Below are 16,607 nucleotides of genomic sequence, written 5' to 3'. Positions count from 1 at the left end.
CCACGCTTCGCCTCCACCAAGTAAATCCACAACCGCATGAGGTTGTGGATTTTTGCTGTATAAGTATGTGATAAAGTAAATCAAAAAAGCAAAAGACTTCATAAATTTAATTAGGGCGGTGAAATGTAGTTTTGCGCAGGCGCAACTGGCATCACCATGTATCTTCTTATTGGACCAGTCTGTAAACGGTTAATTTCTCTCAATACAAGCCAAGAAAAATATGTTAAAATTCCAACTAAACGATCAGATTGTAAGCGATTGCGTTGTAAAAATTAAAAAACGGGATACTCTTGTGCAGGGTATTCGAGTAATCCTATTCCGGGAGGAACTGCAGTCATGACAGACCGAAAATGGAAAGTAGTTGTGACCGATCGTGAGTATGCCGACCTATACTATGAAGAACAAGTGCTTCAGCATGAGCAAATTGAATTTGTTTCTGCCCAGTGCCGTACAGAGCAGGATGTCATCGATGCTTGCCGGGATGCTCATGGCATTATCAACCAGTACGCTCCAATAAACGCGAGGGTTATAGCACAGTTGGATCAATGCAGGGTGATCACCCGGTACGGCGTAGGGGTTGATACGATTGACGTGGAAGCTGCCACGTCAAAAGGTATTTGCGTTGCCAATGTACCGGATTACTGCAAGGATGAAGTTGCGGATCACGCGCTGGCCTTACTGCTTAGCTGGACGAGGAAAATTACGCAGGCAAACCGGGACGTGAAAAGCGGTCTATGGGATTATAAAGCTGTCATGCCCATTTACCGTTTAAGAGACCGGGTTCTTGGTTTGGTAGGATTCGGCATGATCGCGCAATCGTTAGCAGCTAAGGTTAAACCTCTTGGCCTGCAAGTGATCGCCTATGATCCTTATGCCGCCGTTGCGGCTGCAGCTGAAGCGGGCGTAGAGCTGGTCTCATTGAAGACGTTGTGCCAAAGAGCCGATTTCATTTCGATACATACGCCGCTTACCCCATCCACAAGAGGAATGTTGGGTAAGGAACAGTTTGGATATATGAAGAAAGACGCGGTTGTTATCAATACTTCCCGCGGTCCTGTCGTCGATGAAAGTGCTTTGATGGAAGCTTTATCGGAAAGACGTGTAGCAGGGGCGGCGCTGGATGTAATGGAGAAAGAACCGATTGCTCCTAATCATCCTTTTATGATGATGGACAACGTGATATTAACTCCTCATGTCGCATGGTATTCGGAAGAAGCGGCAGCAGAAATGCGGTTTAAAGCTGCAATGGGGGTAGCCGATGTGCTCCTGCATGGTGAATATCCAAAATACTTATTCAATCAGGAAGTAAAAAATAAAGCGAACCTTAAGACTAACCTACCCGAACAAAGATACATGATATTGGCTTCAAAGATGTGAAAGGTACGGGATAAGAGAGGATGAGGGACAACCCATGGCAGATGTAATCGTTTCTTATGAAAACTTAATTCAGCTTTCGTCCAATAAACTGATTCAAGCAGGAGTCAGCCCAGAGCACGCGCGTACCGTTGCGGATGTATTGGTCCATGCAGATCTGCGCGGGGTGAGCTCTCACGGGGTGCTGCGGACAGAACACTATGTCAAGAGAGTTCAAGCAGGTGGAATCAACATAACTCCTCAATTTTCTGTCCAAACAACTGGACCTACATCGGCTATTTATGATGGAGACGACGGCTTCGGCCATGTGATATCCAAAAACGCGATGGATTATGCGATCGAATTGGCGAAGAAGAACGGAATCGGAGCTGTTGGTGTCATCAACAGCAGCCATTGCGGAGCTTTATCCTACTTCGTACAACAGGCGATTGACGAGGGTTTAATTGGAATGGCCATGACCCATACCGATAAAGTCACGGTTCCGTTCGGAGGGGCAAAGCCCTTCTTCGGAACGAATCCAATCGCTTACGGTTTTCCCGCCGGCAGGAATAAACCGATTATTCTGGATATGGCCACCAGCAATGTGGCTTTTGGAAAGATTCTGCATGCCAGGGAGTCTGGTCAGGAAGACATACCGAGCGACTGGGGTGTCGATGAGGACGGAAAACCTACTTCTAACGCGCATGATGTAAGAGCCCTTCTTCCTTTTGCAGGTCCTAAAGGTTATGGATTGGCCATGGTTGTTGATATCTTTTCCGGCTTGTTGACCGGATCCGCCTTCGGTCCTCACATTGTACCTATGTACGGTGAATACGAAAACAAGCGAAAGCTTGGACATTTTTATTGTGTTTTCAACCCAGCGATGTTTACGGACCCGCAGGCCTTTCTGGCAAATATGGATCATATGATCGATGAAATTCATAAAGCTGAGCCTGCTGAAGGAACGGATCGCGTTATGGTGCCGGGCGAACCGGAACAACTAAAGGCTGACATGCGCATGAAAGAAGGTATTCCAGTTACGGAATCCGTCTATGCCTATTTGTCACAGGTTTAACGGTTCAGAGAGAGAGGGAGCGGTAAAATAGCGAACAAATTCGATGTCGTGACTTTCGGGGAAGCGATGGCCATGTTTATCGCGGACGAGACCGCTCCGCTTCATCAGGTCACCCAATTTACCCGCAGTCTTGCGGGGGCGAAAACCAATGTGGCTATCGGTCTTTCGAGGCTTGGTTATCGTGTAAGCTGGGTCCTGTGACGTGGCCTTCGGACAGGGGTTCAAATCCCCTCGCCTCCATCATCAAAAAAGCCAGCCACAAGAGGCTGGCTTTTTTGTATAGATTGAGAATTTATTTGATCATAGAAGAAAGTGGGGACAAACTAGTGGGTGGTGGAAAGTCAGAGGAATATAAGAAAGATTGAAAAGAAGTAACATTATTATGACGCTAACGCTTCCCTCGTAATCTTATCTATATCTATAGGAGATCTTGATCCTTCACTAACCATGTCAGGTAAAATATTTTGAATAAAGTATTTAACGCAATGAAGCTTGATTCCTTTAATTTTTATAAGTGCATTCCGATACATCAAGATGAATTCCTTTTCTGTGTTGCCTCGTTGCAGCTCTGCAAAGGCCTCGTAGATCTGATCGAGTTTATCAGCAACTTCTAGTATTTTACCTTCCACTGAATCGTCTTTGCCTTCACGCAGTTGCCCGCGAAATATGTGCTTAAATTCTTCCGGAATATGCTCGTTAATGAAATGAGCGACCATTCCTTCTTCTACTTTTTGCAGCATCGCTCGAAGTTCTAGCGAGTAGTGCTTCACAGGTGTTTTAATATCTCCAATAAAAATTTCCCCGTAATCATGACTGCTAGTTATTTCGTATAGCTTTTTCCAATCCACAGTGACTCCATTACTTTCTTCAATATCCGCCAATGTCTTGGCATATTGAACTACCTTCCAGGAGTGAGCAGCTACGCTATGCTCCTGAAATTTGAATTTACCTGGGCAACGGATAATTCGCTCTAAATCGGTTAGCGATTGGAAATACGTATGAATACCCATATTGTGAATTCCTTTCTATGATGATAAAATGCGTGACGTTTTATGCAAGTATAAACTCTATTTGTTATTGGATAATTAACGGAAACAGGGAGTTATTACATAAATCCGACTGAATAGTTTTCGTGACATCAAAACTGTGACTATACCCGTAGAGGCCTGTGCGGCGCGAGCTTCGGACAGGGATTTAAATCCCCGCGCCTCCACCATGTAAATCAATTTCAATGCTTATTGGCAATCTTAATGACTCAAGGTTTAGCCCCAAGATAGTTCGATATTCGTCAAGGCTGGCGAACCGTCTTGTGCCAATCTACTGTCGTTCATTAAGCAAGTTAACCGTTTTTCCTTAAAAGTATTCTTGCTCCTTGTTATTAAATTATTGAAATAACAACTATAATTTTTGGGGTTATTCTCAGATGGTAAACGGAGTAAGATGCTTCTTAGAAGGAGGTCTCACTATTCGTTGAATTTTTGAAAGCGCTTCACAAATGGCTTGAAAATGCGGCTTAGAGGAGGAGATAAAGGCGAATGTGCAATAGATTTTAGAAGAACGTTTCCGTAATACTGGCACCGGCGTTGCCATGTTAAAAGAAATACTCTACTAAATGATGATGAGAAAAAGCTTTTTCGTAAAAGTTCTCTTGGGATGTTTCACCTTATTGCTAAAGGGGGAAAAGTGGAATGTGGAAAAAGTCTAAGGTTTACTTATCCGTGTGCTTAGCGGTCGCAATGTTAGTTCCGCAGGCATGGATCGCACCTGCCGCTAAAGCTGCTGCAGTTGGAGATACCGTAATCACCGGCAATTTTGACACAGGAGTGGACGGTTGGTTTAAAAGAGGCTCCGAAACGGTTGTACATTCGACCGATACCGCTCAAAGCGGAGCAGGAAGCCTAAAAACAACAGGGCGAACGGCTAATTGGCATGGTCCGGGAACTTATGTAGATTCTTTAGAAAAAGGAGCTACCTATGAATTCTCGATTTATGCGAAGCTATTGGAAGGCACACCTGGTGGAGCTGCAATTAAGCTGGCAGTCAGCCAGGAAGGCTTGTCGGGAGACGATCCTGATAGGTATAAAAACATTAACTCTCAGCAAGTGTCAGCCGTCGATTGGGTCGAAATCAAAGGAAACTTTACCTTAGACCCAAGAGCTACAAGGTACCAGGTGTATGTTGAATCCGACAGCGCTACGGCGTCTTATTACATTGATACGTTTCAGGTAAAGCTGGTTTCCGCGCCGCCCGAACCGGAAGTGAAGGTTCCTGTTGTGGTGTACCACGTCATTACCCCTAACCCGTCAGGTGACTACCAATACAGCCTGGAAAGCTTTAAGGCGCATATGAAATATCTTGCTGACAACGGCTATACCACGTTGTCTGCGGCAACATACCGCGACATCATCCTCAATGGAGCCGCACCTCCAGAAAAACCGATCCTTCTAACCTTTGACGATGGGACGCCGGACTTTTATACGAACGCTTACCCGGTATTGAAGCAATACGGAATGAAAGCGACTCAGTTTATCGTTAATGATTGGATCAACGATTATGGCATGTCTGCAGCCCAACTGCAGGAGCTGTCATCGGATCCGAATATCGACCTCCAGAACCATACCCAAACCCATCCAGATTTGAAAGAGTTGACGAAAGAGGCGGCTGCAGCTGAAATTGCAGCAAGCAATCAATACCTTAAGAGCATAACGGGCCAAGATCCTTATATGCTGGCATACCCTTATGGCGGCTACAACGCCGAAGTTGAGGCTGCGGCACAAGAAAATGGCATCTTGCTTGCCTTTAAAGTGGGCAGCGGCATAACCAGACCGACGGACAACAAATATGCTTTGGGCCGTGAGATAATTCTGGTCAATGATACGCTGAGCACCTTTGCCGCCAAGATTGGCGGACCGACTCCGCCGCCGGAAACACCAACCGGTACAGTTGTGCTGAATCAAAGCTTTGAAGATGACGCAATTGGCGGGTGGGAACGTTTATCTTGGGGTGGAGCGGGCACGGCAGCTATCTCTTCCGAACAAGCGTCTGACGGAACGAAATCGCTGAAGTTTTCGGGCCGCTCCGCAGTAAACAGCGCTCTTAGCTTAGATGTAACAAATCTTATGAAGTCAGACCGTAAATACGATGTGTCGTTTAAGCTTAGATTGGGTGCCGGAGCGGATAACATCCATCTTGCATCGAAGATGATTTCCGGCGGCGCGGAAGATTTCCCTTGGGTAATTGGAAACAAAGAAGTGACTAGTACGGCTTGGACGGCCTTTGAAACAAAAGGCTACGAAATTCCGAGCAATACGACGGAGTTCCGCGTCTATATTGAGGCTACCAATTCTTTGGCTGATGTGTATCTTGACGAGTTTAAGATCGTCGATGTAACGCCGGAAGGCACTGGCGAGGAGCCAGGCGATTTGGATCAGTCTGGCCTCACCGCCGACTTTGAAGATGGCCAAGGCGAATGGGTAAGAAGATTCGGTGAAGGCATGATCGAAGTGACTTCCGTTGCGAACTATACGGCGAGCGGCTCCAAGAGCTTGCTGACGACAGCCTCCGCTCAATATGACGGTCCGCTGTTGAACGTTCTTGGTAAGATGCACAGAAACCACGAGTACAGCTTGTCGGCTTGGGTGAAGATGGCACCGGGCCAGCAGCCGACCAGATTAAGGCTCAGCGTTCAGTCTGGCGAGAGCACATTCACGAACGTGTCCGCAAATGCCACGGTAACGGATGACGAATGGGTGCAGCTATCGGGTAAGTTCACTTTGAGAACAACACCTGCCGTTTTGAATGCTTACGTGGAAACGGCGGACGACAACGGGGGACCGAGATCGTTCTACATGGACGATTTTGCATTGACGTATGTCGGACCAGTGGAAGGACCGCTTCCTGTTCAAACAGATCTTGACAGCTTGAAGGATCTTTATTCGGATTATTTCGAAATTGGCGCTGCCGTCGAGCCTGCTCAATTCACGGGTACGGCAGATCAATTGCTTAAGAAGCATTACAATTCGATCGTGGCCGAAAACTCTATGAAGCCTGCCTCGATCAATCCTAATGAAAACACGTTTAACTACACAGGTGCAGATACAATCGTTAACTACGCCAAAGACAACAACATGACGCTCCGATTCCACACCTTGCTGTGGCATCAACAAGGCTCTGACTGGATGCTGAAAGACGCGCAAGGCAACTGGTTGGAAGCGAATGAAACCAATAAGGAGCTGGTTCTTAACCGGCTAAGAGCTTATATTGCCACGGTCGTCACCAAATACGCCGATGTTGCGGATGATTACGATGTCGTGAACGAAGTGATCGACGAAGGCCGTCCGGACGGTATGCGTGACAGCCACTGGTACCGAATCACGGGCACTGACTTCATCAAAGTAGCATTCGAAGCGGCACGCGCAGCGGATCCGACCGCGAAGCTGTATATTAACGATTACAGCACGCACAATCCGCAAAAACGTGACTTCTTGTTCAACCTGGTAACCAAACTGAAGGCTGAAGGCGTGCCGATTGACGGCGTGGGTCACCAAACTCACATCAATATCAGCGGACCTTCGATTCAACAAATCTCCGATTCCATTCGGAAATTCGGTGAAGCCGGATTTGACAACCAGATCACAGAGCTTGATATTTCCGTATATACGAACAACAGCACGGCGTACGACCCTATTCCAGAGGATATCCTCATTAGACAAGGTTATCGGTATAAGGAATTGTTTGAGGAATTAGTGAAATTGGATAATATGGGTAAAAATGCAGACCCTTCTTCTCCGGCGTTTAATCCGGACGGCTGGATCAGCAACGTAACGATTTGGGGTATTGCGGACGATCACAGTTGGTTGCATAACCGCGGTACGACTCGTCAAGACGCTCCATTCCCTTTCGATAAGCGCCATCAAGCCAAATATGCGTATTGGGGTATGGTGGAAGCAGTGAAGAATCTTGTTCCTTCCAAGCTTCCGATTGTTACGAAGGCAGGCAATGCCGCTCAAGGCACTCCAGTTGTCGATGGACAAACGGATGCCATTTGGAATACCGTTTCCGCGATGGAAACGGAAAGAACAGCCGCCTTTGGCGCGAGCTTCAAGACGCTTTGGGACGACAATCACTTGTATGTGCTTGCTCATGTACAAGACAGCGTCAAAACTGCCGAAGATAAGATTGAATTTTTTATTAACGAAGGCGGGACGATTACAGTCATTGAAATTCCCCGCAGTGCAGTGAACCATGTCGTAGAAACGACAGGCGGTTACGTTGCAGAATATGATATTCCTCTCAGCGCTAACACGTTAGGAAAGCAAGTGTCCTTTGATCTGCGTATCACGACCGGCGGCGCACAAGACGGTACGGAGCACGGTCAGAACGGAGCGATTTTTTCCTGGAGCGATCCAAGAAACCTTCAGCATCAGGATACGGCCGGCTACGGCAAGCTGACGCTTGTTGCAGCTCCGAAGTCTGCGCAGGCGGTTAAAGGCACTCCGGTCATCGATGGTGATGCCGATGCGGTATGGGCGAACGCAAACGAGCTTGAAACAACAGTATGGGTAGAAGGAACGAGCGGTTCCACAGCAAAGTTCAAAACGATGTGGGATGAGCAAAACCTCTACGTGTATGCAGTAGTAACTGATGCTCTGTTAAGCGACGCAAGCGAGAACGCATGGGAAGAAGACTCCGTCGAAATTTTCGTTGACCAAAACAACGGAAAAACGACAGCTTACCAAGCGGACGATGGTCAATACCGGATTAATTTCAATAACGTTAAAACGGTAGGCGGTCACGCTTCCCAAGACAGCTACACTTCGGCAACAAAGGTAGTAGACGGCGTTGGTTACGTGGTAGAAGCAGCAATCAGGCTGGATACGATCTCTCCGAAGGATGGAACCGTCATCGGCTTTGATCTCCAAGTTAATAACGATCAAGACGGCAGTGGCACAAGAGACAGCGTTGTGAACTGGGCGGATCCTTCGGGTCAGTCTTACCAGAACACTTCGAGATTTGGTGTTCTCCAGTTTACTGCGCCTAGCGCGCCTCCGGGATCACCTTCTCCGGTAACGCCTCCTTCTGACGACTTAATCACGGTTACGCCGGGAGTCACGAACGGCCGCGTGCTCGGCACGATCAACAACGAGAAGCTGAGGAATGCACTTGCGAATGCAAGCGCCAATGCGAATGGCGTGAAAGAAGTTGTCGTTGAACTTTCAGCCGCACCTGGCGCCCAAGGCTACGAAGTAGCATTGCCGGCAGAAGCGTTAAATAGCAATGACAAATTTGTTATTACGGTCAAAACGGACATCGGCACGGTGCAAATTCCAAGCAATATGCTTACAGATTTGGATGTATCCGAGACAGTCATGATTTCGATTGTCTTCGGAGCCGCTAACCTTGACAACGCTGACGAAGCTGTTCGCAGCCAGATCGGCAGCCGTCCGGCGATCGACCTTCAAGTGCATGTGGATAACCAAGCTATCATTTGGAACAATCAGAAAGCGCCTGTAACGATCTCCATTCCGTACCAGCCGACGGCCGAAGAGCTTCGAGCTCCGGGAAAAATCGTAATTTGGTACGTAGATGACAACGGTAACGCAACAGCGGTACCGAACGGACGTTACGATACGGCAACGGGAAGTGTCGTATTCCGGGCGACTCACTTTAGTACGTATGCTGTCGTTCATGTAGATAAATCATTCGACGACATCGGACAATACGTATGGGCGACAGCGGCGATCGAAGCCATGGCATCCCGTGATGTCATCCAAGGCGCATCCGAAACGAAGTTCAAGCCATCCGATAACATCAAGCGTGCGGACTTCCTGCTGCTACTCGTTCGTGCCCTTGGGCTTCAGAGCGAAGGCGGCACGGCATTCGACGACGTGAATGCTACGGATTACTACTATGATGCCGTTCGCATTGCGAAGGAACTCGGAATCGCGAAAGGCGAAGGCAACGGCCGCTTCAGCCCGCAAGCACAGATCACGCGCCAAGAAATGATGGTGCTGACGGTGCGCGCGCTCGAAGCGGCAGGTCAACAGCTTGAATTTTCAGGCTCCATGAACGATTTCTCGGATGCTTCCGCAATTGCGGATTACGCGAAAGACAGCGCTTCGGCGCTCGTCGCTTCCGGGATCGTGAACGGAATCGACGGAGAGATTAGGCCGGATGGTCTGTTGACTCGCGCGCAAGCCGCAGTCATTCTGTACCGCGCTATGGGTCTCGAGTAAGCAAATCCTTAGAGCGTCTCCCCAGGGAGGCGCTTTTTTTGTGCGCTTGCTATGAATAGTGAAGATATTCACATTGCATACGAGTCGGTGGTTCAGCTAAATGTAAGCCAATTACTTGAATTTACGTATGAAATGAATTCAAGAAAGCCGATATATAGAGTACAATAGGCTGAACTGATTGTCTTACGAGTCCCATACTCTAGGGTAGACAAATGTAAGATGAATAGTAGAGGATAATATAGGGTTCGTAATATAGCATTCTCTCTTGCATCATTTGCGTGCATTTCTATACCTGAATATCATCTCGATATCTATCCCAGAGAGCATTCTATAACGTTTATACTAAAAAGAAGGGAGGTTGCATGGATGCGGAAGTGACTGCGAAAGCAAAAAGCCATGATCATTATGCCGTTCTTAAATACGATAAAGAATATAGCAACGCAGCTAATATGTATTGGGCGATCGACGCCATTCAGTATACAGCCGCGCTGAAGTTACTGGTCGGCAAACCGGACGGTATCTTTGGCAGGAACCATCAGATCAGCAGTTCGGAAAGCGCGCAAGCGATATACAATTTCGTTGGAAATGAACAAAACAAAAATAAAGACGCCCGATGCGTCTTTTTTCTTTGTGACCACGAACTCATTTTGAGTAGAACACGTGGTAATGATAATATTCTTATCATACATGCTAAAATACTCTGAAAAAGCTGGAATAGTTATAGATATGGAAGGTTGTAGAAGAAAATGACGTTGAAAAAAAGAATTTTTATCATATTTTTAGTCAGTTCTTTGGTACCCTTTTTAAGTATTTTTATCATTTCTTACTACACAATTGACAATATATTTGATAACAAAATTAAAAGCGGAATAAACAGTAATTTGAAACAAGTTGCACTTTCATTAGCGAGCTCCATAAGAAATCTAAACCATATTTCACAGCAATTAGCATATGGCTCTAATTTAGTAGAGGAATTAAACAATGTAATGTTCCAATCTATGGATCCTTATGAACGATTTGAATCTAGAGATCAATTGAAACGTGAACTAAACATGATTACATTTACCAACCCCAATATTGGATTAACGCTTTACTATATTCAGAAAGAAAACGCTATTCAGTTTGAAAATTTCCCTGTAAAAATAGAAAAATTTCAATTAGATTCATTACCTCTGCTTTCCAAGTATTATGGTATTTCTTATTTCGGGCCTCATGAAAGCATGAACGTATATGATAATCAAATCGTCCTATCTGCCTTAAGGCAGGTAGGGCTGCCGGATCGTGATGATGTCTATGTCTATATTGAAACGGGGTTTTCTTTGACACAAAACATTCTAGACAACAGTGAATATGAAGGAGCTCTTTCTCATCTTATTTTAGATGGAAATGGTCGAGTCGCTTATAGTGAGGTTCCGGAAATTTTTGCGAGCGGCTCACAATTCCCTCATTTCTCAAAGGATGTGGGGACCGGTTTATATAAAGATCATTATTGGTTTAAACAGACCTCTAATCAAAATTGGAGTGTTGTTTCCATTATTTCACAGGCTGACTATAACAAAGAAAAAAACCAATGGATGCTTCAGATTCTACTGGTTTCTTTGTTTTTTATTTGCCTGACCACTGTACTCGCTTGGCTGCTCTGGAAGATGGTATACAAGCCGCTAAACCAATTTCATTCAGAGATTAAATGGATGTCTCAAAATCGCTTAAAACCTCAACTTGAAAAAACGAAAATCCCAGAATTTGATTACTTATTAAGACAGTTTTCCGAAATGAAAGAACAGATCTGGAATTTATTTAATGAAATTGAGCAAAAGGAAAAAAAACGTATAGATCTTGAGATTGAAAAGCTGCTCTACCAGATCAATCCCCACTTCCTGATGAATACTCTTGATACCGTACATTGGCTGGCCGTGATGAATGGTCAAAAGGAGATTGATCGGCTCGTAAAATCGCTAAACAAGTTATTGTACTACAACTTGGGTAAATTGGGAGAAGTGTCAACCATTGAGGAAGAGATTGACGCGTTGAGACAGTATCTTGTTTTACAGCAAATTAGATACGATTTCAGGTTTGATGTTCGAATTGAAGCGGACGAGAATGTCCTTAAACAACCCGTGCCGCGCTTTATTCTCCAGCCACTGGTTGAAAACTCCTTGTATCATGGTTTAAGTGACGATGGATATATCGAAGTTAGTGTCAAATTTGATAAGAATATTCGTATATCCATCCATGATAATGGTTCAGGGATGACGGAAGAGACGATCCAAGAGCTTCTAAATAATCGGACGGTTGAACAGAAAAAAGTTGGAATGGGAATTGGAATGAATTATGTTAAACGAATGCTGGATGCACGTTATGAAGATAAGGCGAGCCTTGAAATAAAGAGTGAAGTCGGCATGGGGACAAGCGTAGTGTTGACTTTGCCTGTGAGCGGGGAGAATACGTGATCATGATCAAAGTTCTTGTGGTAGATGATGATAAACTGGTTCGCAGAGGACTGATTTCCTTTATGCCTTGGCAGGATTTCAGCATGAAGGTAGTCGGGGAAGCAAGTAATGGTGAGAAGGCGTTAGAGTTTTTAGAATCGAACAATGTCGATTTGCTGCTTACAGATCTCTCCATGCCGGTAATGTCTGGAATTGAACTTATGCGGATTGCGCGTAAACGGTTTCCACAACTGCATATGGTTGTGTTGACGCTGCACCAGGATTTCGAATATATCCAGGAAGCGTTAAGACTTGGCGCAATCGATTATATTGCCAAGGTGCAGATGGAAGAGGAGCAATTTGAAGAAGTTCTTGGTCGAATCGTCAGTCGCATTAATGAACAAAGAAGCCAAAGCGTAAAAACGTTAAATCCGGATCAAGTTATTGCCGAAAATAAATTTGGATATGTGTTTTTATCCTTGAATCATGAAATTGATGATCATAATTGGCCTCATGAACCGATTCTTCCTGCATCTGCCATCATGATGGAAGCGGATCATAGCTGTTGGGTGTGGTTCGCTAAAGAAGAACAACAAAATGAAGTATTTGAAAAATTGTCGGAGAAGGCGCGTCTGGAATCAGAGAGCTTGTTGCTTGTTTTATCTGACAAAGAGGGGTACAGCTGGAAGGATATGCAGCGCTGGTTAAGGGCTTATAAGAAAAAAGTTTTATTTTATGAATATCATCCTGATCACAAAATAATTAACGTTTCCCTAAGCGAGGATATAGATGTCCATACCGAAACGGATGAATCGGCATTGGAAAACGTGAAGGCTGGCTGGCTGTTCTCTAACTGGTTCTATAACGATACTACGTTCAATCGACTTATTCACGAATTGAAGTCGTTGAGGTTGCAAGAAAAACAATTAATAGGACTACTATATTCTCTAGTAATCGAATGGAACCGTCTGTTTACTCAGACTCGATTAAGCAAAATTCAAATGATCAACCCTATTCATTCGTGGTTTCAGGTAGAACAATGGTTAAGCAAGAGCCGAAAGAGCATTCAAGAATCTATTGGGAATCCTGCTTACTCACAAGAAATCATGGATTGCATCACTAAGGCTGTTTCAATGGTTCAAGATGAATTAAGCAAGCAGCTTACAGCAGCCGAATTGGCCCAACGATTAAATGTTAGCCGAGGTTATTTTAGCCAATGTTTTAAAGATATTATCGGAAAAACGTTCAATGATTATTCAAGGTCTATCCGAATAGAAAAGGCAAAAGAGTATTTATTGAATACGAACCATACCATTGTTTGGATTGCGGAACAAACCGGCTACTCGGATGAAAAATACTTCAGCAGGATTTTTCGTGAGTTGACAGGCGTACTTCCAAGCGAATACCGCCAGACTAATCGATTGAATTAGTACAGGAGACCCGAGCGATCGTTACTCGATTATTTATACAGGTAGATAAATGTATGATAACAGGGAGGGGAAATGTGAGGAGCAAATGGCCATTTTGCGATACTACTCGCATTAATTTCCTTCATATCTCTAACTAAACCTCCTCTCGCCATCTATCTCGGAGAGCTGACTTTCAGATATATACTGAACACGAGACAAAAACTTAACGAAAGAAGGGGTCATACATGTTTAAAAAGATCACCACATTGATGCTTTTAGCATCAATGGCAGCGGTAACAGCGTGTTCGAGTGGATCAAATGAGCCAAGCAATACGGGTACAGCGGTGAAGCCGCAAGGAAATAATGAATCGGCAGCAGCTGCTGATCCGTTTGGTAAATACGAACAGCCGGTAACCATCAATATCGCTTACTCCGTAGACCCGTCCTTCAAGTCAACTAAAGGGGAAACACTCGAGAACAATGCATGGAAAACGGCGATGAAAGAAGATCTTAATATTGAAATCGATATTGCGTGGCAGGTGTCAAAAGAAAATTTTGATCAGAAAATGAATTTGGCCATTGCTAGTAATGATTTGCCGGATGTAATGGTTGTTAACCAAGTACAATTGAATCAAATGATGAAGGCAGGGCAATTGGAAGATCTCACGGAAGCTTACAATAACTATGCGTCTCCTGCTGTAAAAAAAATTATGGATAGTACGAATGGGCTAGCTCAAGAGCAAGTTACTTTTGATGGAAAGATGATGGCTATTCCAAATGTAAGTGCAGAAGACTTTAATATGCTGTGGATCCGTCAAGACTGGCTCGATAAGCTCGGCCTTCAGCCTCCAAAAACGGTGGAGGAACTGGAAAATGTGGCGAAAGCATTCGTAGAGCAGGATCCTGATGGAAACGGCAAACCCGACACTATAGGTATCGCTGCTGGAACGGGATTATACAATGATTTTACTTCCGGCCCAGCAGGCTTCGATTTAACGCCGATTTTTGGAGCCTATAATGCGTATCCAGGTTTTTGGGTTGAAGGTGAAGATGGTAAGCCAGCGTATGGCTCCATTCTGCCAGAGACCAAAGATGCGCTTGCTAAACTGCGCGACATGTATGCGAACGGTATCATCGATAAGGAAATAGGTATTCGCAAAGCGGCTGAAGAGACAGTCATTAGTGGTAAGGCGGGCATGTTTTTCTTAGGCTTCTATGGAGGTTATTGGCCGCTCCCAAGCGCATGGCAGAACGATCCCAAAGCCAACTGGCAGGCTTATGCAGCGCCGCTGGATGCGGAAGGAAAATATAACGTCAAGGTAACTAACCCATCGAATGGTTACCTGGTTGTCCGAAAAGGATACAAGCATCCGGAGGCTCCAATTAAGCTGAATAATCTTTATTTGAGAGACGAAGCGATACACGGAAATGATTTCATGTTAACCCGTAACTACTTTGCACCGCTTGACGAAATCGGGTACGAATATAAGGCTATGCAAGAGGTATTGGCTGGAACCAAAACGCCGGAAGATTATGCAGACATGCCGGAATATAAATTGCTGAAAAATTCCTTGGAAACTATTAAAAACAGCAAATTAGAACCTTATGACAAAGTGGATATCCAATATTGGAATCAGAGCGACAAAGATTTCATGCGTGCCTATTCTATCATGGTTGGGGCAAGAAACCATTACGATCCAAACCTCAATAAAGTAAATAGTCTTTCCTACACACGCACCGAAACTGTTGAGAAAAGGTGGGCAAACTTAACCAAGCTGGAAAAAGAATCGTTCTTGAAGATTATTATGGGTTCTGCACCGCTTGACACCTTTGATCAGTTCGTCAAAGACTGGAAAAAACAAGGCGGCGATGATGTGACAGAGGAAATTGCAGAAACAATAAAATAAAAACTTTGTTATTGAGAAGGACGCCGTCATTAAGGACGGCGTCCTTCTGCCGTTCGTAATGTCCCTATGTCATACCTTGCGTTTAGGTGGACAAATGTAGGATAGAAAGGCGTACAAATGTTAGAAATGATTGATCAGTCTGCTCTCGTGCTTGCTTGATTTTCCTTCATTTCTCTACCTGAATGCCCTCTCGCTATCTATCACTGAGAGCATCACATCGCGTTTATACTGAATCAGAAGCATCCACATGAGAGCATTTGCACTGACCCCGCATCTCTCTATATCGAAAACAAGGAGTGACCCTATCGTGAAGAATAAAGGATTTGCAAAACATTACTACCTCATGCTTCTCCCGGGGTATGTATGGTTGATCATGTTTAGTATCGTACCGATGTTCGGGGTGCTTATTGCTTTTCAGGATTATCAGCCTGTACGCGGCGTGTTTGGTTCGGAATGGATCGGTTTAGAAAACTTCGAATATATGTTTGCGCTTAATGACAGTAAAATCATCTTTTTTAATACCATTTTTATCGCAGTAATGAAGATGGCAGCACATCTTATTATACCGGTTATTTTTGCTCTTATGCTAAATGAATTACGGATCGCCATCTTCAAAAGATGGGTGCAAACGATCGTCTATTTACCACATTTTATGTCATGGGTAATTCTCGGTGGGATTATAATGGATGTCTTCTCCTTTACGGGTCCGATTAATAATATGTTGTCTGTATTCAATATTGATCCGATTCTATTTATGGGCAAACCAGAGTTGTTCCCGTATCTCGTTGTCGGGAGCGATGTATGGAAAGAGTTTGGCTTTAATACCATTATTTATTTGGCCGCTTTAACAGGAATTAATCCGTCTTTATATGAAGCGGCGGCACTCGATGGAGCAAATCGCTGGCGTCGGCTGATACATATTACGGTTCCAGGCATCGCGCCAACCGCTTTGCTGCTTCTCATCTTAAGTTTAGGAAATGTACTGAATGCAGGATTTGATCAAATTTTCAACTTGTATAATCCGCTTGTATATTCCACCGGCGATATTATTGATACCTGGGTATACCGCGAAGGACTTCTGAAATTGCAATATGGTTTGGCTACGGCCGTGGGTTTACTAAAATCCGTAGTGGGTTTTATCTTGATCACATTATCTTATTACCTTGCGAGTCGATTTACAAATTATAGAATCTTTTAAC

General features: G+C 44.7%; 9 protein-coding genes, 1 tRNA gene and 1 pseudogene. 10 read left to right on the top strand and 1 reads right to left on the bottom strand.

What is annotated here, in order from left to right:
* Nucleotides 1-336: 336 nt before the first annotated feature.
* From ACO9K6_RS15880 to ACO9K6_RS15865, 4 genes and pseudogenes are all read left to right on the top strand, one after another.
* Nucleotides 337-1,377, top strand: coding sequence for a C-terminal binding protein (locus ACO9K6_RS15880; RefSeq protein WP_424768534.1), 1,041 nt, complete (start codon nucleotides 337-339; stop codon nucleotides 1,375-1,377).
* Nucleotides 1,378-1,411: 34 nt separating this feature from the next.
* On the top strand, nucleotides 1,412-2,428 hold the full coding sequence (gene allD, locus ACO9K6_RS15875) for an ureidoglycolate dehydrogenase (protein ID WP_424768533.1): 1,017 nt from the start codon (nucleotides 1,412-1,414) through the stop codon (nucleotides 2,426-2,428).
* Nucleotides 2,429-2,494: 66 nt separating this feature from the next.
* A pseudogene (locus ACO9K6_RS15870) lies at nucleotides 2,495-2,563 on the top strand (hypothetical protein); the annotation flags it as partial.
* A tRNA-OTHER gene (locus ACO9K6_RS15865) sits at nucleotides 2,563-2,668 on the top strand. The pseudogene ACO9K6_RS15870 and the gene ACO9K6_RS15865, both read left to right, overlap by 1 nt.
* Before the next feature lie 140 nt (nucleotides 2,669-2,808).
* On the opposite strand, the gene ACO9K6_RS15860 is transcribed toward ACO9K6_RS15865, so the two are convergent.
* Nucleotides 2,809-3,438 (bottom strand): YfbR-like 5'-deoxynucleotidase, encoded by a 630-nt coding sequence (locus ACO9K6_RS15860; protein WP_424768532.1) that lies wholly within the window; start codon nucleotides 3,436-3,438, stop codon nucleotides 2,809-2,811.
* 678 nt (nucleotides 3,439-4,116) lie between these two features.
* On the opposite strand from ACO9K6_RS15860, the gene ACO9K6_RS15855 reads away from it, so the two are divergent.
* The 6 genes from ACO9K6_RS15855 (at nucleotide 4,117) to ACO9K6_RS15830 (ending at nucleotide 16,606) form a co-directional block, all read left to right on the top strand.
* Nucleotides 4,117-9,663, top strand: a complete 5,547-nt coding sequence (locus tag ACO9K6_RS15855) for an endo-1,4-beta-xylanase (protein WP_424768531.1) — start codon at nucleotides 4,117-4,119, stop codon at nucleotides 9,661-9,663.
* Nucleotides 9,664-10,025: 362 nt separating this feature from the next.
* Entirely contained in the window at nucleotides 10,026-10,367 is a 342-nt protein-coding gene (locus ACO9K6_RS15850) for an S-layer homology domain-containing protein (protein ID WP_424768530.1), read from the top strand.
* Between the two features lie 42 nt (nucleotides 10,368-10,409).
* A complete protein-coding gene (locus tag ACO9K6_RS15845) occupies nucleotides 10,410-12,113 on the top strand; it encodes a sensor histidine kinase (protein ID WP_424768529.1) in 1,704 nt (567 codons plus the stop codon).
* A gap of 2 nt (nucleotides 12,114-12,115) precedes the next feature.
* Nucleotides 12,116-13,522, top strand: coding sequence for a response regulator transcription factor (locus ACO9K6_RS15840; RefSeq protein WP_424768528.1), 1,407 nt, complete (start codon nucleotides 12,116-12,118; stop codon nucleotides 13,520-13,522).
* A 224-nt stretch (nucleotides 13,523-13,746) separates the two neighbouring features.
* Entirely contained in the window at nucleotides 13,747-15,408 is a 1,662-nt protein-coding gene (locus ACO9K6_RS15835) for an extracellular solute-binding protein (RefSeq protein WP_424768527.1), read from the top strand.
* Between the two features lie 307 nt (nucleotides 15,409-15,715).
* A complete protein-coding gene (locus ACO9K6_RS15830) occupies nucleotides 15,716-16,606 on the top strand; it encodes an ABC transporter permease (RefSeq protein ID WP_424768526.1) in 891 nt (296 codons plus the stop codon).
* The last annotated feature ends 1 nt before the right edge of the window (nucleotide 16,607 follow it).

Origin of the sequence: Paenibacillus praedii (assembly GCF_049725345.1) — a bacterium.
Classification (GTDB): Bacteria; Bacillota; Bacilli; order Paenibacillales; family Paenibacillaceae; genus Pristimantibacillus.
This window is presented reverse-complemented; position numbering and strand designations above follow the sequence as displayed.